A 23,079-nucleotide genomic window follows, 5' to 3' on the forward strand; every position below is an offset into this window, starting at 1 on the left:
GGAACGGGGCGGGCAGGCGAGTCTAGAGATTCCGGCGCCGCCGCGTAAGAGGGTGACAGGCATAGTCGCTATCAGTCGCGTTGATGTTCGGCGGCGCAAGGGACGTGACGGTCCGGTCGCGCCGCAGCCCATCGTCACTGTCCAGGGCGCGGGCGATCGGTTCATCGCCCGCGCCACCAGGGTGGCCTGCGTCAGAGGTCGGTGGACTCGACCAGGCGCACCAGGCCGACCTTCTGGACCAGCGCCTGGCTCAGGTCATCGATGCTGTCGAACAACTGCGCTTCGCTGAATCCCCAGCGTTGATGAACGATATAGACCTTGCCCGTGTCCGGGGTGGTGCGGATGGCCGTGGTGGCCAGGGAACGATCGCGGGAGCGATTGATCAGCACACTGCCCTGCGGCGTCTTTTCGATAATGAACATGCCGGCACGATTCAGCTTGGGATGGGTGTCGAGCCTGGGCTGGCGCAGGTAGGTGACATCGTTGAGTTCGACCACTTGCCTCATGCCACCTTGCCTGAGTCCCCAGATCAGGTCCTCGATGCTTCGGTACTTGACCCCACGGATGTCGATGTTCGTCAGGGTTTCGATATGAAACACCTCGTAGGGGCGTCCTGCGCTGTCGACAAGGGCGCTTCGCGTCACTGGTATCTCCTCCGGGATCAGTGAGTGGCCGCCCAGAAAATAGAGCGGCCGGTGGACGATCGTGTACTGGTCGCCTTGCTGTTCGATCAGGAAATCCTTGGGCCGCAGCAGCAGGCCCCTGTGGGGCTTCGGCGCCTGCGTCAATGGCTGGGTTGATACGTTCACTTCCAGCTTGGCATCGGCCTGCACCAGCTGTATGTCACGCACGAACTGGCCTTGGGTGAACTCTCCCGTATCACGCAGGATGCGAAACGGCGAGGGAAGCCCACCGGTATCGGCGACCCGCAAGTTGACGGCCCCCAGCAGGTCGGCCAGGCCTGTTTCGCCCTGTAGGGCGCTGGCGTGTGAGTCCTGCACGAGGGCGATCCAGCGGTGCGGTCCCTGCTGCAACTGGTCGGTATTGATGACCTGCCGGGCATAGTATTTCAGGGTAATGGCCCGATTCGGGTTGTAGCTGCGCAGGCCCTGGCGGTAGCTCGTGGCGCAGTCGATCGCCTGCACGCGAATGCCATGCCGTTGCGCGCTGCTCAACAGTTCGTACAGGGTGTGCGGGCTCTGCGGGTCGATGCCTTGAGCGAGATCCTGTTGCGTCAGTGCAGTTCTCAGGCGTTGGGGCATGACACCGGTGCGGTGGAATTCGTTGAGATGCACCTGGTCGAAATCGCTCAGCAGGTTTTCCAGGTACAGGGTCTTGACCTGATGTTCCAGGGCGAGCGCGCGCATGTTGTCGATCAGGAACTTGCGACCACCCTTGGCATGAAAGGGCGCACCGAGAACGATGCCATTGCCGTTGCGATAGCCGCGTTCGAGCAGGTGGGTCGCCAGCCCGGCCTCCAGCAGGTCCGGTGGCAGGGTCTTGGCCACGGGTGCCGGTTTCTCGGCGAAGAACGCCTCGGCATCGTCAATCAACCGATGTGAGGCCTCGTGCAGATGGGCGGACGCCTGGCGCTGCAGTTCCGTCGCATCCACAATGTGCCAGCCCGGATCGAGCCTTCGGGTGATGGTACGAATGATATCGTCGATCGTCCCGCGGTGGCTGGCATCGACTTCATAGCGCGCGGTACCGACCGGTTCGGGCGCGCCGCCCAGCAGACGGCCCTTGGGCAGCGGCTGCCATTGCTTGCCGACCTGCACCAGTTCGATATCTTCCGTCCAGGTGTGTTCCTTGAGCAGGTAGCGCTTGCCGCCACGGGCACCGGTGCGGTACCACTTGCCCTCCAGTTTCACGTAGTGGTTCATGCGCGCCGTGCGGTCGACGAACAGCCCGTCGCGGTAGTAGTTCAGCTCCGGCACGGTGCCGATTTCATAATCCTTGAGTTCGGCGGCCAGGGACCTGAGCGAGGTGGCCGTCGAAGGTTCTGCACTCAACAACGGTTGACGCAGGCTGTCCTGGCTGGGGCGGCGAGTCTTGACCAGGCGGGAAACCCGGATGCTGGCAAGTGGTCGTATCTGCCGCAACAGTGGCTTGAACGCTTGCAGGGGCAGCGGTGCCGCCGCGTCGGTGAGGGTCTGGAGCAGTGCATCGACGGCTTCCTGGTGATGCCCCAGGGCGAGTGCCTGGCCGACATTGCCCAGGCCGTACAGCCCCCGCAGTAGATAGACCGGCAGGCTGAGGGGCAGGGCGGCGATGCCGAGGAGCAGTTCGGCGGCGAAGCGCCAACTGACGTTGATCCAGTACCAGAGTGCCTCACTGTCCACCCGTTGGTTGCTGGCCCCGAGGTATTCCACGCTGCTGATCAGGTGCCGGGCACGGGCGTCGTAGAGCGTGGTGAACAGGTCGCCGTCAATGGGGAAGCAGCGGACCAGCGGGAATTGACGGGCGAACAACTGGGCCGGGTCCCACTGTTCGTTCCGGGCGGCCCGGGCGATGCAGTAGTGCTTCCAGTCCTGCTCGCGCAACAGCGCTTCGAGCGCTGCGTTGTCCGCCAGCTCGCGCCAGTCCTTGCCGTCATGGGCCTGTGGCGCGTAGAGCAGCAGGCGGCCGGCGGGGTCGTCGCTGGTGATGATGACGACTTCGTCGATACTCACGCCGTTGCGTGCCCCATCCGTGCCGCCGAGCATCAGGTAGTTGGCCTGGATCTTGTAGCCATCCAGCGATGGACGCCCCTGCGCCGACGGATGCTCGAGCAGGTGTTCGATGTGCCGGTAGCCGCGTTCCAGGTCGCTGTCCCTGGCATCGAGGAAGTCCCCGCTCAGGCGGGCGATATAGGCCTGCAGTTTCATCCGTGCGCGCTGGCCTTCGAGCCAGGTGCTGCGCAGCGCGGCCTGGTCCGTGCCGAGCAGTTTCTGTTCGAGCCGCTGCTTGTAGCTGCCGGGTGCATCCACGGCGCGGACGATCGCTTTCACCTGTGCGTTTGAAAGACTGACGGTGGTGCCGCTCGGGTTGTTGATTTCGGCCTTGAAATGGGTCGTTTCGCCCAGGCGCGTGCCCTGGATGTTTTCCAGCGCGAGGGCCGTCAGCGACAGGCTGCGCGGGTGGACTCGCGAAAGCGCGGGCTGGCTTTGCCAGGCGGGGCTCAGGTGGTAGGTGGTGTGGGTGACATGCACCAGGATGTCGTCAGGGGCCAGCTGGATCTGCGGATAGTGCTGTTGCAGGTGCGTCTTGAGCAGGTCGCGGGCGTGGTCCTTGAGCGCCGGCAGGCTGCTGAGCGAGGAGGGGACGGGGGTGGCCTCCAGGGTCGGCCGCCACAAGGTGGCCAGACGGTGCTGTTCGTCCGGGCTGATGCCGTGGAGGCGAGTGAGCAGGTCGCTGAACATCAGGTCGCGATTGCGCCGCTGGAGGGCCGGGACGATATCCAGCAGCCGGGTCAGGCTGGCGGCGCTGTCCAGTTGCTTGGCGAACTCGCCGACATCGTTGTACAGCCCCGGCGCGCCTCGGGCGAAGCGCCAGGCATCGGCGAAGTCGTCTTTCTGCTTGGCGCGCAAGCCGTCCACCAGACGCTCGAAGGGATCGTCCTGTTCGAGCGCATAGCTGAACGGTGCGCGGTCATCGGTCGCCTTCGGCGGGCTCCAGGTGCGCTGTCGCTGCGCCAGCAGGTCGAGCAGCGACTCGCGCTCGGGCTTGTCCGACAGGCGCAGGGTCAGGTGGGTGGTCAGGGCCTGCAACGTCGGGAACTGTTCCAGGCCGCGACCGACCTGATAGAGCAGCGCCGGTATCTTGTAGGTGTCTTCGGTGGGGCTGCGGGTGATGACCAGGCAACCCTGCAGCACCAGGTCGGACGGTTTCAGGACAATTCGGTAGACGTAGACCGGCCCGCCGATGGGGTAGTGTTTTCGACGCAACTCATGCCGGGGATATTCCAGTACCCGCTCCAGATCCTGGCGGTTGCTTTCATCCAGGCTCAGGTCCAGCTCGCGCAACTTCGCTTCCAGGCGAATCTGGGTCCGCAGGTTTTCCTGCAACAACGGCGCGGCGCTGGTCCAGAAACTGTTCACGGCTTCGGTGAAGCGCGTGTCGAAGCCCAGGCCCGCGGCCTCCAGGGTTTTTTCCAGGCGCCCGAGGTCCAGGCCGCTGAGTTGCTCTGTGTCGTCGGCCGCCGTGGCGCTGGCGTAGAGGCCGCTGGAGGCCGGGTCGAACGTTTGGGTATTGCCGGCCAGGTGCTCGGTAAAGACCTCCGTCAACGTCCGCGACTGCGTGACGCCGCGATAGCGGACCTGCTCACCGCGTTCGCCGTTGTCCGACAGGGGCCAGTAGAGGCTTTGCTCATAGACGTTGAGGCAGATGGCGTCGGGATCCGTCGAGGCGGCCTGGGGGAAGTCCCGTGACAGTTGCCGGCTCAGGAGCAGGGCGGCGAACCAGCGGAAATTCGGTTGCTGGCGGGTCAGCGCCAAGGTGCGTTCATTGGTGGCGGCCAAGGCATCGAAGGTTTCCCGCTGGCGCTGGGCGAGTTGGTCGGGGCCGACGAAACTGCCAGGTGAGTCCTGCAGGTAGCCGTTGCTATCGGAAAGACGTTGTGCCGGTTCCAGGGGGGGGATCCCCAGCAGGGCACGCAGATGGGCACGCGAGATGGGCGCCTGCTGGCGTAGGAGGTGCTGGACGGCCTGGCGGTCCGTCAGGCCGAGCGGGGTACGCAGGCTGTCCGGCAGGGTCGCCAGGACCGCGGGCAGGTCGGGCTGCAGCGCTTGCGCCTGCCCTGGGGCCGGGTGCAGGATGAAGCCGCCATCGCGGCGCAGTATGAGGTGGGTCTGTGTGGCACCTGGCTTGCCGGCACTGGCCAGCAGGGCGCCGTCCGGCGTGCGTTCACGCAGCTCCAGGCGCACCGCACCCGGCCAGCCCGGCAGGGTGGCGAGCAGGTGCAGCATCAGTCGGCAGGTGTCCTCGTTACGTTGCCGACTCTCCAGGAACAGGCCCTCATGGGCCCGGCTCAGGCGTTCCTCCTGCAGGTACCAGTGGGCATCACGGGTCTGGGCTTCGCTCGGTTCGCCTTCCGACAGGGTCAGTGATTGCCGGTCATGCGCGCTCGAGTTGGCCAGCAGTTCGCGGGCCGCCGACTGCGACAGCCGGGGGAGCCGGTTGCGCAGCAGGTTCACCAGCGGATCACGCGACTGTTGCCTGAAGGCGTAGAGACGGTCGAACAGGTCTTCACGGTGACTGGACAGGACGACGACGGCCTTGCGGCTGAGTGCCGACAGCTGGGCATCGGGGGTGGAGTACTGCCCGCCCAGCAGCGATTCGCGCTCGGTCGGGCTCAACTGTTGCAGAACGCTGCTCCAGAGGCGGCCCTCCAGGACCAGGGCGCGGCTGATACGCACCCTGGGCAGCTCGGGCGAGAGGTCGGGGCCGTACTCGGCGGCCGCCTCGCCTTCGGGGACGTCGTAGACTTGCAGCACACTCGTCTTTGGCCAGAGCAGGTCCAGGCCGAACAGATGCAACTGCCAGGACAGTGTCGTCACGGCGGGTTCGGCCGAGGCGGGACGGCTCAGCGTGTCGAGGAAGTCCTCGATCTCCTGCTCCAGTTCGAAGCGCTGGCGGGTATCGAGCAGGAGCGCCGGCACCTGTCGGGACTCGCGGTAGGCGGTGCGCAAGGCGGGGCTGTCGATACCGCTGGCCAGGCGGATGCGGCGGGCGGTTTCGGCGGGCAGGTCGGCGAGAAAGTGCTTGATGGCATCGTCCGGCGACAGCGGTGCGCTGGCGTCGGCGGGCGGATCGTTCGAGGGCGTTGAGTGGCTCATGTGCAAGGTCCTTCGTTGCGTGAAGGTTGCCATTCAGCACGCAAGCTCAGGGCGGGAGGCGGTAGTTAATGCTGGGCAGGGCGGCACCGGACGCCGGGTTCAGACCGCCAGGTTCAGGTCGTGCACGCCGTCGGGGCTGTCCAGCAGCCTGGCGTGATGGCGCTCCATGGCCTGCACCGCCTCGGCCAGGTTGTCCAGCAGGACCCGGCCCCGAGGGGTCAGCTCGGCGTTGCCGGTCAGTGTCGGCAAGGCACGGCCCAGGCCACGCAGGATGAACGCCAGGCGCTCCTCGATGCGCTGCATTTCGTTGGCCGGCCGCTGACGCACACGCTCCAGGTACTTGGCCCGCATCAGTTGGGCCAGGAAGTTCTGGAAGTACGTCGACAGGTCGCAGGGTCGGTTCGACCAGGGCAGGAAGTACAGGCGTTCCCCATCGGCCTGGGGGTCGATCAGAGGGGCGATTTCCTCGATGTAGTAAAACAACTGGTGAGCGGTTTCACGCACCAGTGATTCTTCGACGTCCAGTAGCGAGTGCTCCCTGGCCGACAGCAGGATCGCACCGCCATGGCGCACGGCCGAACCGCTGTGGAAGTGGCCGTCCGGCAGGTAGCAGACAAGCCTGACCAACTGCTGGAACTGCCTGTGGCAGCCAGGCCAGGCCATGGCGATACGCGACAGGGCGACATTCAGCACATCGCTGAAAAACTCCAGGGAATAGCCGCTGTTCTGGATGTCCTGGCGGGTGGCTTCGTCTGCCGGGAACGTGTAGCTGGGCGCGAGTACGGCGACGAGCAGCGGGTCGATATCGAAGCGTCGTACCGGAGGGCAATCGACCTGCCGATGTTCGGCGTTCGCGCGGGCGATCCGCTGCAGGAGCGCCGGCAACTCCCGCAGGCTGCCCTGCAGGTGCGAAAGATCCGACTGGCTGCCGTCGAGGATGGCATGGGTCAGTTGCACGGATCGGCGAGCCCAGATCTGAAACACCGGCTCGTTGATGATTGCTTGACGCTGGGCGATGGGCAGCAGGATCAGTTGGGCCGTGCTGGCAAAGAACTCGCCGAGTCCATCGTCACCGGGAAACAGCCGATAGGCTTCGGCATACAGGGCGGCCAGGGTGGTGTAGCGATGCTGGCTGACATGGTCCAGCAAACGGTTGAAACGGTCCGGGGTCGAGTCGGGCAGGAATGTATTGTGTTGGAACAGGTCATCGAGTTCAGCCGGATGGCACGGGTGCATGCTGGTAAGTCTCCGTGGGCAAGTTTTCAATGTTGGAAAGAAGTCCGTTTGCGGGACTTGGCCTGCCGTTTTCTTTTGTGCCCCGTGCGCCTCTTTTAGCGTTTTTGAATTCGGCGGGGCGGCGTTTTCCGGTGCTTGTGGCGGGCCCCGGCGATGCGGGGCGGTTTCTGAATATAACGGCTGAGTTGTAATTTTCAATATTGTTTTTGATTTTTTAAACTTGGAGTTTTGTTATTTTTGTGGGTGGCTGTAAGGAGTTTTCTTACTTTCTAAAGTTCGTGCGATAAGTGTGTAAGTTATTTCCGTTCCAACCGTTTTTATCTGCTCGGCGAGCAGGGCCTGATACCGGGGCGAGGCGCCGCGAAGGCGCCGTGACCAGGGATCGACTGACGGCTCTTGTCAGGAAAATCCCACAGGAGTACAAATGTACTCCATGACGAATCTGACTCCCCGCCGTACCGCCATCCTGACCTTCATCCGCGACCGTATCGCGGACCGCGGCCAGCCCCCGAGCCTCGCCGAGATCGCCGAGGCCTTTGGTTTCGCCTCGCGCAGCGTGGCGCGCAAGCACGTGGTTGCACTGGCCGAAGCCGGTTTCATCGAGGTCAACGCCCATCAGGCCCGGGGTATCCGCCTGCTCAACCAGCCGGCGCGTCCGGCCTTGCTGGAAATCCCGCTGCTGGGGCGAGTGGCCGCTGGCCGGCCGATCGATGTCGATGCGCAGGTTCACGAGCGCCTGTGGCTCGATCCGGCGCTGTTTTCCCGCACACCGGATTTCCTGCTGCGGGTCCAGGGTGATTCGATGATCGGTGACGGCATCCTCGACGGCGACCTGGTGGCAGTGCGGCGCAACGTCGACGTGCGCAACGGCCAGATCGTCGTTGCCCGGCTCGACGGCGAAGTCACCATCAAACGTTTCGAACGCAATGCGACAGGTATCCGCCTGCTGGCCCGCAACCCGGCCTACGCTCCGATTGTCGTCGACCCTGAACACCAGGAACTGGCCATCGAAGGGGTGTTCTGCGGCCTGGTGAGGCAAGGTTGATGGGCGCCGTGGTTGCGCTCGACTCGCTGCTGGATGAGCGGCGGGTCTGGAAGGGCCGGCCAGCAGTTCCGGTCAGCCGCCTGCCATCGACCGGGCATGCCCGGCTGGATGCGGTGCTGCCGGGTGGTGGCTGGCCGGAGTCGGCGCTGACGGAAATCCTTATTGCCGGGGAGGGCGTAGGCGAGTTGCAGTTGGTCTGGCCGACCCTGGCGCGCCTGTCGGCCAGCGGTGAGCGGATCGTACTGGTGGCGCCGCCCCATGTGCCTTACCCCCAGGCCTGGCTGGGTGCCGGCGTGGACCTGCGGCAGTTGTCGGTGATCCAGGCCGCGCCCCGCGATGCCCTGTGGGCGGCCGAGCAATGCCTGCGCTCGGGCAGTTGCGGGGCCGTGCTGTGCTGGCCGCAGCAGGCCGATGACCGCGCACTGCGACGCCTGCAGGTGGCGGCGGAAAGCGGCCAGACCCTGGCGTTCGCCTATCGCCCGCAGGAGGAAGCGCGCAACCCGTCGCCGGCGTCCCTGCGGATCGCCATCGATGGCTGGCCTGCGCAATTGCGGGTGCTCAAGTGTCGCGGTGGCCTGGCCTATCCGGCACCGATCGCCTTCGGCGCGGGGCATTGAGGTTGGTATGCGCTGGGTCTGCATTGTATTCCCGCAATTGGCGCTGGACGGGGTGTTGCGTCGTGTCCCCGAACCCGATGCGCCGCTGGCGCTGCTGAGCGGTTCACCACAACGGCGGGTGCTGCAGGCGGTGAATGCCTCGGCGCGCGCCCTGGGCCTGCGCCCCGGACAATCGCTGACCGCCGCCCATGCCCTGACCAAGGCCTTCGCCACGGCCGAGTACGATCCTGCCGAAATCGAGCAATGGCAGCAGTTGCTCGCCGCCTGGGCCTACCGTTTCAGTTCCCAGGTCAGCCTGCGTTATCCGCGGGCCCTGCTGTTCGAGATCGAGTCCAGCCTGGGTCTGTTCGGTCCCTGGCCGCAGTTGGAGGCGCGTCTGCGCCAGGAACTCGACGAACTGGGGTTTCGCCATCGGATCGTGGTGGCGCCGCATCCGGCGGCGGCTCGGGCGCTGGCCAATGCCTACGACGGCCTGGCCCTGGCCGACGATGCCGACCTGCGACAGGCCCTGGGGCAGATGCCCATCGACCGGGTCGGCCTGGAGAAGGAGGCGGCCAGGGCACTGTCGCGCATGGGCCTGCGGACCTTGCAGCAGGTACTGGCGCTGCCCCGGCATAGCCTGGCCCGGCGCTTCGAGGCGTCGCTGCTCAAACATGTCGATACCCTGCTGGGCGAGCGACCGCTGGCCCTGGCGTTCTATCTGCCACCGGATCGCTTCGCTACGCGGATCGAGTTGAATTTCGACGTGACGTCCCACCAGGCCTTGCTGTTTCCCCTACGCCGCTTGACCGGCGACCTGGCGGCGTTTCTCTGTGGCCGCGACAGCGGCGTGCAGCGTTTCGACCTGCTGCTGGAGCATGTCGAGGGGGCCGATACGTTGATCAAGGTTGGCCTGCTCAGCGCCGAGCGTGATCCGGCGATGCTTTTCGAATTGGCCCGAGGCCGCCTGGAACAGGTCCAGGTGGCCTCGGCGGTGCGCGGCTTTCGTCTGGAGGCCGAGGACCTGCCGGCCTTCGTCCCGCAGCATCGCGAACTCTTCGATGAGCGCCCGCAACAGTCCTTGCCTTGGGAACAGCTGCGCGAACGCCTGCGCGCCCGGCTGGGCGACGAGGCGGTGCAGGGTTTGTGCTTCCAGGCCGATCACCGGCCCGAATGCGCTTGGCAACCACAGTCGGCCAGCACGCCGGGACCGCTGGCTGAAGCCGGGCCGCTGCGCCCGGGCTGGTTGCTCAAGGAGCCGCTGCCGCTGCCGGAGCAGGCCGCACGAATCTTGTTGGGGCCGGAGCGTATCGAATCGGGCTGGTGGGATGGCGCGGATGTGCGCCGCGACTATTATCGGGTCGAGACTCGTGGCGGCCGGCAGGCCTGGGCCTATCGTCCGGCGGGTGAGGGCGGCCCGCTGCTGCTGCAGGGCTGGTTTGCATGACTGGCGAATATGCCGAGCTGCATTGCCTGTCGAACTTCAGCTTCCAGCGTGGCGCCTCCAGTGCCCAGGAACTGTTCGAGCGGGCCCGCGAGCAGGGCTACCAGGCCCTGGCGATCACCGACGAGTGCACCCTGGCCGGCATTGTCCGGGCCTGGCAGGCGGCGCAGGACACCGGCCTGCCATTGATCATCGGCAGTGAGATGCAGATCGAAAATGGTCCTCGGGTGGTCTTGCTGGTGGAAGACCTGCCGGGTTACCAGGGGCTCTGCCGGCTGATCACCCAGGCCCGGCGTCGGGCACAAAAGGGCCGCTACCAACTGCTGCGCGAGGACTTCGAGCAGGATCTGCCAGGGCTTCTGGCGTTGTGGCTGCCAACGCCGGATCTCGTCGAGGCCGATGGCCACTGGTTGCGCGAACGCTTTCCCGAACGGCTTTGGCTGGCCGTGGAGCTGCATTGCGGCCAGGACGACGAGGGCCGTCTGGCGCGCCTGCTGGCCTTGGCCGCGATGCTGGCGATCCCTGTCGTGGCCAGCGGCGATGTACATATGCATGTTCGCGGGCGCCGTGCCCTGCAGGACACCATGACCGCCATCCGCCTGCATGTGCGCGTGGCCGATGCCGGGCAGCAGTTGTTTGCCAATGGTGAGCGGCATCTGCGCAATCTTGATGTGCTGCATGGCATCTATCCGCCAGCCTTGTTGGCCGAGACTTTGGTGATTGCCCGGCGCTGTCGCTTTACGCTCGACCAGTTGAATTACCAGTACCCGCGCGAGTTGGTCCCGCAAGGGCAGACGCCGGCCTCCTGGTTGCGTCAACTGACGGAGGAAGGCATTTGCCGACGTTGGCCCGAGGGAACCAGCCAGCGGGTCCGCGATCTGATCGAGATGGAACTGAAGCTGATCGCCGACCTGGACTACGACAGCTACTTTTTGACCGTGCAGGACATCGTCCGCTTTGCCCGTAGCCAGGACATTCTCTGCCAGGGCCGCGGCTCGGCGGCGAACTCGGTGGTCTGCTACGCCCTGGGCATTACCGAACTGAACCCGGATCGCACCAGCATGCTGTTCGAGCGCTTCCTGTCCCGTGAGCGCAACGAGCCGCCGGATATCGATGTCGACTTCGAGCATGAGCGCCGCGAGGAGGTGCTGCAATATGTCTTTCGTCGTTATGGCCGGGGGCGGGCAGCGCTGACCGCGGTAGTCAGTACCTATCATGGTGCCGGGGCGGTAAGGGATGTGGCCAAGGCACTGGGATTGCCGCCGGACCAGATCAATGCCCTGGCCGATGCCTGCGGCCGCTGGAGCGACGAGCCGCCTTCGGCCGAGCGATTGCGGGAAAACGGTTTCGACCCCGACAGCCCGGTATTGCGTCGGGTGTTGGGGTTGACCCGGCAACTGATCGGTTTTCCCCGGCACCTGTCCCAGCATCCGGGCGGTTTCGTGATTTCCGAGCAGCCCCTGGATACGCTGGTGCCAGTGGAAAACGCCAGCATGGCCGAGCGGACGATCATCCAGTGGGACAAGGACGATCTGGACAAGGTCGGCCTGCTCAAGGTCGATGTCCTGGCCCTGGGCATGCTCAGCGCCTTGCGCCGCTGTTTCGACCTGGTGCAGCAGTATCGCGGCGGCCCGCGCTGGACACTGGCGAGCATCCCGGCGGATGACGCGGCGACCTACGAGATGATCGGCCGGGCCGATACCGTCGGGGTGTTCCAGATCGAGTCGCGGGCGCAGATGTCGATGCTGCCGCGGCTCAAGCCGAAGAACTTCTATGACCTGGTGATCGAGGTGGCGATCGTCCGGCCGGGACCGATCCAGGGCGGCATGGTGCATCCGTACCTGCGTCGCCGGGATAAGAAGGAGCCTGAGACCTACCCATCCAAGGCGCTCAAGGAGGTTCTGGAGCGGACCCTGGGCGTGCCGCTGTTCCAGGAACAGGTGATGCAGATTGCGGTGGTCGCGGCCGGGTATACGCCGGGCGAGGCCGACCAGTTGCGTCGCTCCATGGCGGCCTGGAAGCGCCATGGTGGACTCGAGCCCCATCGCAAGCGGCTGGCCGAGGGCATGGCGGCACGCGGCTACGAGCCTGAATTCGCCGTGCAGATCTTCGAACAGATCAAGGGCTTTGGCAGCTACGGGTTTCCCGAGTCCCATGCCGCCAGTTTTGCCCTGCTGACCTACGCCAGTTGCTGGCTCAAGTGCCACGAACCGGCGGCGTTCGCCTGTGCGCTGATCAACAGTTGGCCGATGGGTTTCTACAGCCCGGACCAGATCCTCCAGGATGCCCGTCGTCATCGGCTACGCATACGCCCGGTGGATGTTCGTGCCAGCACCTGGGATTGTAGCCTGGAGCCGGACGACGGTCCGCAGCCGGCCCTGCGCATGGGGTTGCGGATGATTCGCGGGTTTCGCGAGGAGGATGCCCGGCAGATCGAGGCGGCGAGGCAGCGGCGGGACTTTGCCGATATTGCCGACCTGATCGACCGGGCGCAGCTCGATGGTCGCGCCCGCGAGCTGCTGGCGGACGCCGGTGCCTTGCGCGGCCTGGCGGGCAATCGTTATCGGGCCCGCTGGGAAGTAGCCGGGGTGGATCGGCAACTGGGCCTGTTCGCCGGCTTGTCGCGGGAGACTGAGGCCGAGGTGGCCTTGCCGCGACCGAGTGTCGGCGAGGACCTGCAGGCCGACTATGCCAGTTTGGGTACGACTCTCGGTCCGCATCCGCTGGCCTTGCTGCGTGGACAACTGCGCGCCTTGCGTTGCCGCAGTTCACGGGAGTTGCTGGATCTGGCACATGGGCGGCCGGTGAGCATCGTCGGCCTGGTCACCGGTCGCCAGCGTCCGGGTACGGCCAGCGGGGTGACCTTCGTCACCCTGGAAGACGAGTTCGGCAACATCAACGTAGTGGTCTGGCGTGACCTCGCAGAGCGCCAACGCCAGGTGCTGGTAGGGTCGCAACTCTTGAGGGTGGATGGGCGCGTGGAAACCGAGGGCGAAGTGCGGCACGTGATAGCCGGGCGCCTGAGCGACCTGAGCCCGATGTTGGCGGACATCACCGTACGCAGCCGGGATTTCCGCTGATACTCACCGACGCCTTCGCGGACTCATCCGCGAAAGCGCCACATTCAGTCTTCAGCCTTGACCGTCGCCACCTCGGACGCCTTGACTCGCACCACCTTCCCGGAAATATCCTGGAACTCATAGAAACCATCGGAACTGTAGGTCTTCGGCATGTCCTTGGTCAGGTACTGGGTGCCGTCCTGCAAGGTCACCACCGTGGGCGTCGAGCAGCCGGCCAGCGTCAGGAAGGCCACGGTCAGCAGTGGCCGGCTCAGGGTTCTCAGCATCATGGGTATCTCCAGGTTCAGTGTTCATCGCGCAAACTACCCAACCAAACGGGGTGAGCGTGTTCGTCGGCTGTGCTTATAATCGGGGCGATTGTTGTTCCCAGTCGCCAGCCGGAAGCTTTTCATGACCGATCTTTCGTCGTTCGCCATCACGCAAAAATGGCCTGCCCAACATCCAGACCGCATCCAGTTGTATTCGTTGCCGACCCCCAACGGTGTCAAGGTCTCGATCCTGCTCGAAGAGTTGGGCCTGCCCTATGAGCCGCACCTGGTCAGCTTCGCCACCAACGACCAGTTGACCCCCGAGTTCATGTCGCTGAACCCCAACAACAAGATCCCGGCAATTATCGACCCGAATGGTCCGGGCGGCCAGCCGCTGCCGCTGTTCGAGTCCGGTGCGATCCTCGTCTACCTCGCCGAGAAGACCGGCCGTTTCATCGGCACGGACCCGGCCAGCCGTTACGAAACCCTCCAGTGGCTGATGTTCCAGATGGGCGGGATCGGGCCGATGTTCGGCCAGCTCGGCTTTTTCAACAAATTCGCCGGCAAGGACTACGAGGACAAGCGACCACGTGATCGTTATGTCGCCGAAAGCAAGCGGCTGCTGGGTGTACTCAACCAGCGCCTGGAAAACCGCCGCTGGATCATGGGCGATGACTACAGCATCGCCGATATCGCCACCTTCCCGTGGATCCGCAACCTGATCGGCTTCTACGAGGCCGGCGACCTGGTGGGCATTCAGGACTTCCCGCATGTCACTCGTGCGCTGGAGGCATTCCTTGCCCGGCCGGCGGTGATCAAGGGGTTGACCATTCCGGGTTGAGTCGAGGTTCGAAGCCTGGGCCGATCAGCCCAGGCGTTCGGCGAGCAGCGGCAACAATTGCTCGCAGGAGGCTTCGAACTTGAAGTCCAGCAGCTCATCGGCGCGAGTCTTGCCCAGGTTGATGGCGATCAGCGGCTTGCCGCGTTCGGCCACGCGCTTGCACAGGCGAAAAGCCGAATAGGCCATCAGCGACGAGCCGATCACCAACAGTCCTGCCGCCTGCTCGGCACCGGCCATGGCCCGGCTGGCAGTCAGCGGGGCGACGTTCTCGCCGAAGAACACCACATCGGGTTTAAGCCGCTCGCCCTGGCAGCGGGGGCAGCAGGGCACCTGGAAGTCCGACTCGAAGTGGCTGTCGAGCAGGGTGTCGCCATCGGGCGCCTGCATCGCCTCGACCTCCAGCAGGTAGGCGTTCCGTGTTTCCAGTGCGCGCTGCACGGCATCGCGCTTCAGGCGGATACCGCAATCCAGGCACAGCACCTTGTGCAGGCTGCCATGCAGCTCGATCACATCCTGGCTGCCGGCCTGTTCATGCAGGGTGTCGACATTCTGGGTGATCAGGCCGCCCAGGCGCTGGCGTGCCTGCAGGTGGGCCAATGCCTGGTGAGCGGCATTCGGTCGGGCCTGGCGTACCCGCGGCCAGCCGAGCATGGCCCGCGCCCAATAGCGACGGCGGGCCTGAGGTGAACCGAGGAATTCCTGGATCATCATGGGCGCGTTGCCCCGGCGTATACCGGCACTGTCGCGGTAGTCCGGGATGCCGGAGGCGGTGCTGATGCCGGCGCCGGTCAACACCAGGAAGGGCTGCTCGGCCATCAGCGGCAGGAGGGTTTCCAGGGCACGGTCGACTTGCGGGTCGGACATGGGGTTCTCTCCGGGATCGAAAAGCTGGCGGCAGCCCAAGGATAGCCGCAGGGTTTCCCGTACAACAAGCTTGCCCTTGCGGGCGCGACGCGATGCATAGGATAGTCCCTCCCGTGAGTGGATTCCCGAGGTCGGCCCCATGATGTACAGCATTCGCCTGGCCCGTGACGAAGATGCCGAGGCCATCAGCGAGGTGATCATCCAGGCGCTGCGCAGCAGCAATGCCCAGGACTATTCAGCCGCAGTGATCGACCGTGTCGAGCAGAGCTTCGGCCCGCAGGACGTGCGCAGCCTGATGGGCATTCGGAGCATGCTGGTGGCACTGGCAGGGGAGCGGGTCATCGGCACCGCCAGCCTGGATGGCGATGTGGTGCGCAGCGTGTTCGTGGCGCCGCAGGCCCAGGGCAGTGGTGTTGGCCGGGCGCTGTTGCTTGAAGTGATCAGATTGGCCCGGCAGGCGGGTGTCGGTCTGCTGAAGGTGCCTTCGACGGTGACCGCCGAAGGCTTCTATGCGCGGCTGGGTTTCGAGGCCGTGCGGGACGCCTGGCACGGTGAAGAGCGCACCATCGTCATGCAACTAAGCCTGAGCGCCTGACGGCTCAATCGTCGCGGGTCAGCACTTCCAGCAACTCGATCTCGAATGTCAGGTCGGCACCGGGCGCAACGCGCGAGCCCATGCCGCGCTCGCCATAGGCCAAGTGTGCCGGTACGGACAGCCGGCGCTTGCCGCCAACCTTCATGCCCATCAGGCCGATATCCCAGCCCTTGATCACCCGGCCGGTGCCGATCACGCACTGGAACGGCTTGCCGCGGCTGTAGGACGAGTCGAACTCGCTGCCGTCGGCGAGCGTGCCGCGGTATTGGGTGGTGATCAACGCACCCTTGACCACGGCCTTGCCGTCGCCTTCGAGCAGGTCGGTGACCTGCAGTTCAGTATCTGTCATGACTTCTCCAGGGTTGGCACCCCATGAATGATTTCCAGGTCGGGGTTTTCCACCTGCATCTGCGCCATGCGTCGGTCGAAATCGCTGGCCAGTTCGGCCAGGGTCACTTGCCCCAGGCGGCTGAGCAGCAGGGCTTCGGCTTCCTGCAGGACGTCGGTCAGGCGAGCGTTGACCGCCTGTTCCACCAGGCACTGTGGCTCTTCACGGGCGAGGCCCATGGTGAACACTTCGGGCGCACCCAGGGCGCGGTGGATATCGAGCAGGGTGATTTCGCTCAAGGGGCGGGTCAGGCTCCAGCCGCCGCCGTGGCCTTTTTCCGAATGCACGTAGCCGTGTTCGCGCAGCCCGGCCATGGTCCGGCGGACTACCACCGGGTTGGTGCGCAACATCTGCGCGATGGTTTCGGAGGTGGCGCGCTGGTCATGCCGATCCATGTGGATCAGCACGTGCAGCATGCGGGAGAGGCGGTTGTCATTGCGCATGGGGCGTTTCGCGGGTGAAAGAACAGGGTGCAGATATAGCAAAATCGATTACCCGTAACAAGAAAAGTTACGGGAGTTGACGAAGCAGTATTACGTAACTTATAAAGTTTCGTGAGTTCAATCCACGAGGAGTTCTGCCCATGTCTCATTTCGTAGTGGTGGTGGGGGCCAGTTTTGCCGGCTTGTCGGCTGCCATGCAGTTGGCTCGTGCCCGGCAGCGGGTGCTGTTGGTCGATTCGGGCCTGCCACGCAACCGGTTCGCGGCGCATTCCCATGGTTTTCTCGGGCAGGACGGCCAGCCGCCCCTGGCTATCCGCGAAGAGGCGTTGCGCCAGTTGCTGCGCTATCCGACCGTCGAGTTTGTGCAGGGGGAGGTCGTTTCTGCTCGCCGGGCCGAGGTCGGATTTTCCGTGATACTCGCCGATGGCCGGGAAGAGCTGGCTGCCCGACTGGTCCTGGCCACCGGCCTGCGTGACGAATTGCCGGCGATTCCCGGCCTGCGCGAGCGCTGGGGCGATACGGTGCTGCATTGTCCGTATTGCCATGGTTATGAAGTGCGTGACCAGGCCTTGGGCGTGTTGGCGACCATGCCACTTTCCGCGCACCAGGCCGGCATGATCCCGGATTGGGGCCCTACGGTGTACTTCACCCAGGGTCTGTTCGAACCCGATGCCGAGCAACTGGCGCACCTGCAGGCGAGGGGGGTACGAATCGAGCGCACGCCCGTGGTCGAACTGTTGGGCGTGGCCCCGCAACTCGACGCCGTGCGCTTGAGTGATGGCCGGCGGGTCGAAGTACAGGCGCTGTTCACCGGGCCTCGAACGCACATGGCCAGTCCGTTGGCCGAGCAATTGGGCTGCGAATTCGAGGAAGGACCGAACGGACCCTATCTGCGGGTGGACGCGCGCAAGGAAACCACGGTGCCGGGAGTGTTTGCCGCAGGCGATGCCGCCAGCCCCATGCACAACGCGACGCTGGCTTCGGCAGCCGGCGTCATGGCCGGTTTTGGTGTGCACCAGTCGTTGATTGCCGAGTCCCATAGCCATTAAAAAGCTATAGGCACATCTTTGGCATGGATTAAGATGGTCGCTGGTTATTGACCTTTTGCGTGCCCATGTTCAAGTCGACTGGTTTTCACGGATGAGCGGGTGGATCGAGGCGCTTGTCGCCGTGCCGATGGCCACCCTGATTGTCGTGCTGTGGTGGCGCGAGCGCCTGGCTCGTCGCGAGCTGGCCGAGTGCCGGGTGCTGTTGCATCAATTGAGCGAGTGCAACCGTCGCGGCGAAACCGGCGACGATGCCGAGCGGTTCCGGCGCAGCCAATACTTCGCTCGCATCGGTACCTGGGACTGGGACGTCGATACCGAGAAGCTCTATTGGTCGGAAGCCATCTATGGCATGTTCGGCTACAAGGTCGACGAGGTCGTGCCGTCCTACGAGCTGTTTTGCGCCAGTGTGCACCCTGATGACCGGGCCAAGGTGCGCGCTGGCGAGTTGCGCTGCATCGAGACCGGCGAGAACCACGACGAGGAATACCGGGTGATCTGGCCGGATGGCAGCATCCACTGGCTGCGCGAGACCGGCAACGTGGTGAAGAACGTCCATGACTCGGTGATCAAGATGATGGGCGTGGTCCGCGATATCACCGAGGAAAAGGCCTGGGCCAGCCAGTTGCACACCCTGGCCCATAACGATGCCCTGACCGGCTTGCCCAACCGCCTGGTGCTGGAGGAGCGGCTGTCCAGGGCCCTGGAACGTGCGCGCGACAGCGGAACGCGGGTGGTCCTGGTGTTTCTCGACCTGAACGGCTTCAAGGACATCAACGATGCCCATGGGCATGCCGCTGGCGACCAGATCCTGATCGCTACCGCAGGCCGCCTGAGGAACCTGATGCGGGTCTCCGACACCGTGGCCCGTATCGGTGGCGACGAGTTCGTGCTGATTTTCGAGGGCCTGGCGCAGCAGGGGATCGGCCTGTCGGAAGAAATTCACCGCCTGTGCGGGAAGGTGCTGATCGAACTCTCGGTACCGATCAGTCTCGATACCCAGCCGGTTCGCATCGGTTCCAGCCTCGGTGTCGCGGTTTTCCCCGATCATGCCGTCAGCATGGACACCCTGATCCATATCGCCGACCTGGCGATGTACGATGCCAAGCGCAGCGGCAACAACCAGTACCGCCTCGGCCGGTCGACGGCGCTGACGGCCAATATCGACTGAGTACTGCTCGGTCTCGGGGAACACGCATAAACGCATGTAGGACATGCACATCGTCCAGGCTGCGAATTCCTGCTCGAATAGAGTATTGTGGTGGTCTACGAAAAAAAGCCATAAACCCGGAGTATCCGGGCAGTTATCAGATTGAGGGTGTCATGGGTCAGGAAAGCATCAACTGGGACAAGCTGGGTTTCGACTACATCAAGACCGACAAGCGCTACCTGTCTTACTTCCGTCAGGGTGAGTGGGACAATGGCGTGTTGACCGAAGACAACGTCCTGCACATCAGCGAAGGCTCGACCGCGCTGCATTACGGCCAGCAATGCTTCGAGGGCCTGAAGGCCTACCGTTGCAAGGATGGTTCGATCAATCTGTTCCGGCCTGACCAGAACGCCGCACGCATGCAGCGCAGCTGTGCACGCCTGCTGATGCCGGCGCCGTCGACCGAGGCCTTCATCGAGGCGTGCAGGCAGGTGGTGAAAGCCAACGAACGCTTCATTCCTCCGTATGGCACCGGTGGCGCGCTGTACCTGCGCCCGTTCGTGATCGGCGTCGGTGACAACATCGGCGTGCGTACCGCTCCGGAGTTCATCTTCTCGGTGTTCTGCATCCCGGTCGGCCCTTACTTCAAGGGCGGCATGAAGCCGCACAACTTCGTGATCTCCAGCTTCGACCGTGCGGCCCCCCAGGGTACCGGTGCGGCCAAGGTCGGTGGCAACTACGCCGCCAGCCTGCTGCCAGGCTCCGAAGCCAAGAAGAATGGTTTCGCCGACAGCATCTACCTGGATCCTCTGACCCATTCGAAGATCGAGGAAGTGGGCTCGGCCAACTTCTTCGGCATCACCGCCAACAACGAGTTCATCACGCCGAAGTCGCCTTCGGTACTGCCGGGTATCACCCGTCTGTCGCTGATCGAGCTGGCCGAATCGCGTCTGGGCCTGAAAGTGGTGGAAGGCGACGTGCTGATCGACAAGATCGCAGACTTCACCGAAGCCGGTGCCTGCGGTACTGCCGCAGTGATCACGCCAATCGGTGGCATCGAGTACCAAGGCAAGCTGCACGTGTTCCACAGCGAGACTGAAGTCGGTCCCGTGACCCAGCGTCTGTACAAGGAACTGACCGGCGTGCAGACCGGCGACGTCGAGGCGCCGGCAGGTTGGATCGTCAAGGTCTGATCGGCTGAGTCCGGCGGTCTGAAAAGCCCGGGGTGAGCGATCGCCCCGGGCTTTTTCGTGTTATCTGCTGCCTTCGACCGCCCCATGAGGCTACCCCAAGAGGCATCTCTGGACGTTTCTCAGCCCACGCGCATGGACAGCTCGACCTCTTCGGCAAAGGGCACGGACAGGTAGCCTGATTCGGGGCCACGAACCAGGGCGAGGTATTCCGGGCTGTAGTCGGCATTGTCGGCAATGATCAATGCACCTGGCCTCAAGCGGCTTTCCAGCAGCGCCAGGATCTGCGGGTACAGCGCCTTGGCGCCATCGAGCAGGACCAGGTCGATATGCTCCGGCAGGCCCGTGGCCAGGGTCTGCAAGGCATCACCGACACGAATCTCCACCAGGTCGCTCAACTCGCCCGCAGCCAGGTTGTTTCGTGCCTGCTCCACCTTGGAGGGCTCGAACTCGCTGCTGATCAGCCGTCCGCCGCCGTTGTCCCGCAGGGCTGCGGCCAGGTGCAGGGTGGAAATGCCGAACGAAGTGCCGAACTCGACGATGTTCCGCGCCTTGCAACTGCGGGCCAGCATGTAGAGCAATGCTCCTGTCTCACGGGATACAGGCAGTGGAAAGTCTTTCAACTGCGTGTACAAATCCAGGTAATCGGTCTTGCTGCGCATCAGTCGGTCGCGTTCTTCGCTCGAGACGTTGGCGAAGGCTGCGCTGTCCATCGGCGAGCTGGCTTCGGCCTGGGCGAACAGGCGTTTGAGCAGTGGCGCGAGAGGGGCTTGAGTCAGGGTGTTCATGGGCTTTTCCTGTACAGGTGAGTGAGGGGTTATAATGCGAATAAACCTTCATGTTTTTCTATTCGCATTGCGAGCCACGCCCATGAACGAACGCCAGAACCCGCGGATTACCTCACGCAAGCAGCCCCAGCAGGCACGTTCCAATGACCTGGTTACAGCCATTCTCCAGGCGGCTGTTCAGGTTTTGGCAACCGAAGGCATGCGCCGCTTTACCACCACCCGGGTGGCGGAGCGGGCCGGTGTCAGCGTCGGTTCGGTGTACCAGTACTTTCCGAACAAGGCGGCGATTCTGTTTCGCTTGCAGAGTGATGAGTGGCAACAGACCAGCGAGATGCTGCACGGCATCCTGGAGAACCGTGCGCATCCGCCCCTGGCGAGGCTGCGCACGCTGGTGCATGCGTTCGTCCAGTCCGAATGCGACGAGGCTGCGGTGCGGGTGGCCCTCAATGATGCCGCGCCGCTGTATCGCGATGAGCCCCAGGCCCTGGAGGTCAGGGCGTCGGGCCGGCGCACCGTCGAGTTGTTCATGCAGGAGGTGTTGCCCGAGGCCTCGACAGCCACTCGGGCATTGGCGGGCGAGTTGATCAGCATGACCCTCGGTTCGGTGGGCAAGACCTATTCGGAAAGCCCGCGAACTGCGGCCGAGATTGGGGTTTACGCCGACGCCATGGCGGACATGTTCTGTGCCTACCTGAAAGGGCTGGGCGCAGCGGAATGAATCAGGCCGCCTGGTCCAATGCGGCCTCATCGGTCTCGCTATCCTCCACCGCACCACGATCGAGGAACAGGAACACCACCGCTGCCGTCAGCACCGTGATCACGCTCAGTACCCATAGTAGACTGCTGAAGGCAGTGCTGTAGCCTTTGGCCAGCACCGCATGCCCCGCGGCTGGCAGCAATTGTTCGGCGCCCGCCAGGTTGCCGGTGGCCAAGTGCTGGGCGGCACCGACGACCTGGACCAGGTCACCGTCCGTCAACGTACCCAGGTTGCTGGCGGTATACGCCGACAGCAGCGCGGTAACGATCGCAATCGCCACGCCTTCACCCGCCACCCGGGTGGTGCTGAAGATGCCGGTAGCCATGCCGGCGCGCTCCTTGGGCACCACGCTCACCGCCATGCCATCCATCAGCCCCCAGGGCAGGCTGATGCCAGCGCCGATCACCAGCATCGGCCAGGCCAGTTCGGCGGCGCTGCTGCCCACCGGCACCTGGCTGAGCCAGTACAGGCCGGCCGCGCACACCAGCAGGCCGGTACCGGAAAGAGTCGACGGCGACAGCCAGCGGGCCAGGTAGCCGGCGACGATCGGCAGCACCAGCAAGGGCGCCGACAGGGCCATCAGCAGCCAGCCGGCAGCTATCGCGCTCATGCCCTCGATGCCGACGAAGCGGATCGGCAGCAGGATCAGCAGTACCACGAAGGAGTAGGCCGGAGCGGCCGCCAGCAATTGCACGCCGACAAAGCGTGGGTAGCGGAACAGACTCAGGTCGAGCATGGGCTGGGCAACGTGTTTTTCGATCACCACGAAGGCCACGAAGGACAGCAGGGCCACGGCGAACAGCCCTAGCACCAGTGGGTTGGTCCAACTGCTCTCCGGTACTTCGAGGATGGCGAAGGTGAAGATCCCCAGTGCCCAGGTGAAAGTGATCGCGCCGGGCCAGTCGATACCGGCCGCATCGGGGTTGCGCGATTCCGGCATGTAGCGGCCTGCCAGTATCAAGGAAATCAAGGCCAGCATGGTGATCAGCAGGAACATCAGTTGCCAGTTGAACACCTCGATAATGGCGCCTGCCACCACCGGACCGATTGCCAGGCCGACGCCGAAGCTGGTGCCGACGAAGCTGAAGGCACGGATACGGCCAGTGCCGTCGAACACTTGGGCCAGGGCCGACATGCCACCGGAGAAGGCCAGCGCCGCTGCCGCACCCTGGGCGCCACGCAGCACGTCGAACAGCACCAGGTTGGGCGCGAAAGGCAGGATCGCAGCGAGGAGGGCGAAGGTACTGACGCCAGCGATGAAGATCTTTTTCCGGCCATAGCTGTCAGCCAGTGTACCGGCAAGCATCAGGCAACTGCCGAAGGTCAACATGAAGGCATTGGTGACCCAGCTCAATTCCATGGGGGAGCCACCGAAGGATTGGCCGATGGCCGGCAGGGCTACGGCGGGAGCGGTGAAGTTGAAGGGCATGGTGATGGCGGTGAGGCACACCGCCAGCAGTATCAGGCGTTGTCGGAGTAAGGTGGACATGAAATGAAATCCTTGTGTTGGGTCGGTAAGGCACCCGTGACTTGAAGAGGACTGCGTCGACTA

The 23,079-nt window shown here is 64.3% G+C and carries 18 protein-coding genes; 10 read left to right on the plus strand and 8 right to left on the minus strand.

The genetic code is table 11. The annotated features are described in order from the left end of the window. Positions 1-191: 191 nt before the first annotated feature. Both AC6I6U_RS17770 and AC6I6U_RS17775 read right to left on the minus strand, forming a co-directional pair. The gene (locus AC6I6U_RS17770) at positions 192-5,816 is read right to left on the minus strand and encodes a dermonecrotic toxin domain-containing protein (RefSeq protein ID WP_497877341.1); all 5,625 of its coding nucleotides are present in this window, start codon (positions 5,814-5,816) and stop codon (positions 192-194) included. Positions 5,817-5,915: 99 nt separating this feature from the next. Continuing rightward, positions 5,916-7,052, minus strand: coding sequence for an aKG-HExxH-type peptide beta-hydroxylase (locus AC6I6U_RS17775; RefSeq protein WP_497877342.1), 1,137 nt, complete (start codon positions 7,050-7,052; stop codon positions 5,916-5,918). 424 nt (positions 7,053-7,476) lie between these two features. Between AC6I6U_RS17775 and lexA the strand changes: the two genes are divergently transcribed. Genes lexA through AC6I6U_RS17795 form a run of 4 tightly spaced genes read left to right on the plus strand, consistent with a single transcriptional unit; the run spans position 7,477 to position 13,217 of the window. Next, positions 7,477-8,097, plus strand: a complete 621-nt coding sequence (gene lexA / locus AC6I6U_RS17780) for a transcriptional repressor LexA (protein ID WP_497877343.1) — start codon at positions 7,477-7,479, stop codon at positions 8,095-8,097. Next, entirely contained in the window at positions 8,097-8,714 is a 618-nt protein-coding gene (imuA, locus tag AC6I6U_RS17785; RefSeq protein WP_497877344.1) for a translesion DNA synthesis-associated protein ImuA, read from the plus strand. The genes lexA and imuA overlap by 1 nt, the downstream gene beginning before the upstream one ends. A gap of 7 nt (positions 8,715-8,721) precedes the next feature. After that, positions 8,722-10,140: a Y-family DNA polymerase gene (locus tag AC6I6U_RS17790; protein ID WP_497877345.1), complete on the plus strand. Its 1,419-nt coding sequence runs from the start codon at positions 8,722-8,724 to the stop codon at positions 10,138-10,140. Beyond that, complete coding sequence (locus tag AC6I6U_RS17795; RefSeq protein WP_497877346.1) at positions 10,137-13,217, plus strand: error-prone DNA polymerase; 3,081 nt, start codon at positions 10,137-10,139, stop codon at positions 13,215-13,217. Before AC6I6U_RS17790 ends, AC6I6U_RS17795 begins: the two co-directional genes overlap by 4 nt. Before the next feature lie 44 nt (positions 13,218-13,261). On the opposite strand, the gene AC6I6U_RS17800 is transcribed toward AC6I6U_RS17795, so the two are convergent. Next, positions 13,262-13,486: a YgdI/YgdR family lipoprotein gene (locus tag AC6I6U_RS17800; protein ID WP_497877347.1), complete on the minus strand. Its 225-nt coding sequence runs from the start codon at positions 13,484-13,486 to the stop codon at positions 13,262-13,264. Between the two features lie 121 nt (positions 13,487-13,607). Between AC6I6U_RS17800 and AC6I6U_RS17805 the strand changes: the two genes are divergently transcribed. Beyond that, positions 13,608-14,306, plus strand: coding sequence for a glutathione S-transferase N-terminal domain-containing protein (locus tag AC6I6U_RS17805; protein WP_497877348.1), 699 nt, complete (start codon positions 13,608-13,610; stop codon positions 14,304-14,306). A 24-nt stretch (positions 14,307-14,330) separates the two neighbouring features. Here AC6I6U_RS17805 and AC6I6U_RS17810 read toward each other — a convergent pair whose 3' ends face one another. After that, the gene (locus AC6I6U_RS17810) at positions 14,331-15,170 is read right to left on the minus strand and encodes an NAD-dependent protein deacetylase (protein ID WP_497877349.1); all 840 of its coding nucleotides are present in this window, start codon (positions 15,168-15,170) and stop codon (positions 14,331-14,333) included. Between the two features lie 139 nt (positions 15,171-15,309). On the opposite strand from AC6I6U_RS17810, the gene AC6I6U_RS17815 reads away from it, so the two are divergent. Further along, entirely contained in the window at positions 15,310-15,765 is a 456-nt protein-coding gene (locus AC6I6U_RS17815; protein ID WP_497877350.1) for a GNAT family N-acetyltransferase, read from the plus strand. A gap of 4 nt (positions 15,766-15,769) precedes the next feature. On the opposite strand, the gene AC6I6U_RS17820 is transcribed toward AC6I6U_RS17815, so the two are convergent. Beyond that, on the minus strand, positions 15,770-16,114 hold the full coding sequence (locus AC6I6U_RS17820; protein ID WP_497877351.1) for an FKBP-type peptidyl-prolyl cis-trans isomerase: 345 nt from the start codon (positions 16,112-16,114) through the stop codon (positions 15,770-15,772). Beyond that, on the minus strand, positions 16,111-16,596 hold the full coding sequence (locus AC6I6U_RS17825; RefSeq protein ID WP_497877352.1) for an Rrf2 family transcriptional regulator: 486 nt from the start codon (positions 16,594-16,596) through the stop codon (positions 16,111-16,113). The genes AC6I6U_RS17820 and AC6I6U_RS17825 overlap by 4 nt, the downstream gene beginning before the upstream one ends. A 140-nt stretch (positions 16,597-16,736) precedes the next feature. Between AC6I6U_RS17825 and AC6I6U_RS17830 the strand changes: the two genes are divergently transcribed. The 3 genes from AC6I6U_RS17830 (at position 16,737) to AC6I6U_RS17840 (ending at position 19,985) form a co-directional block, all read left to right on the plus strand. Beyond that, positions 16,737-17,645 (plus strand): NAD(P)/FAD-dependent oxidoreductase, encoded by a 909-nt coding sequence (locus AC6I6U_RS17830; RefSeq protein WP_497877353.1) that lies wholly within the window; start codon positions 16,737-16,739, stop codon positions 17,643-17,645. Positions 17,646-17,736: 91 nt separating this feature from the next. Continuing rightward, a complete protein-coding gene (locus AC6I6U_RS17835) occupies positions 17,737-18,813 on the plus strand; it encodes a diguanylate cyclase domain-containing protein (RefSeq protein WP_497877354.1) in 1,077 nt (358 codons plus the stop codon). 152 nt (positions 18,814-18,965) lie between these two features. Beyond that, entirely contained in the window at positions 18,966-19,985 is a 1,020-nt protein-coding gene (locus tag AC6I6U_RS17840) for a branched-chain amino acid aminotransferase (RefSeq protein ID WP_497877355.1), read from the plus strand. Between the two features lie 119 nt (positions 19,986-20,104). Here AC6I6U_RS17840 and AC6I6U_RS17845 read toward each other — a convergent pair whose 3' ends face one another. Beyond that, positions 20,105-20,770, minus strand: a complete 666-nt coding sequence (locus AC6I6U_RS17845; protein WP_497877356.1) for an O-methyltransferase — start codon at positions 20,768-20,770, stop codon at positions 20,105-20,107. Between the two features lie 82 nt (positions 20,771-20,852). On the opposite strand from AC6I6U_RS17845, the gene AC6I6U_RS17850 reads away from it, so the two are divergent. Next, positions 20,853-21,488, plus strand: coding sequence for a TetR/AcrR family transcriptional regulator (locus tag AC6I6U_RS17850; RefSeq protein ID WP_497877357.1), 636 nt, complete (start codon positions 20,853-20,855; stop codon positions 21,486-21,488). A 1-nt stretch (position 21,489) separates the two neighbouring features. Here the strand turns inward: AC6I6U_RS17850 and AC6I6U_RS17855 are convergent, their stop codons facing one another. Further along, positions 21,490-23,016, minus strand: a complete 1,527-nt coding sequence (locus tag AC6I6U_RS17855; protein WP_497877358.1) for an MFS transporter — start codon at positions 23,014-23,016, stop codon at positions 21,490-21,492. Positions 23,017-23,079: the final 63 nt, after the last annotated feature.

The organism is Pseudomonas sp. UTLPPB19802 (genome assembly GCF_059730225.1).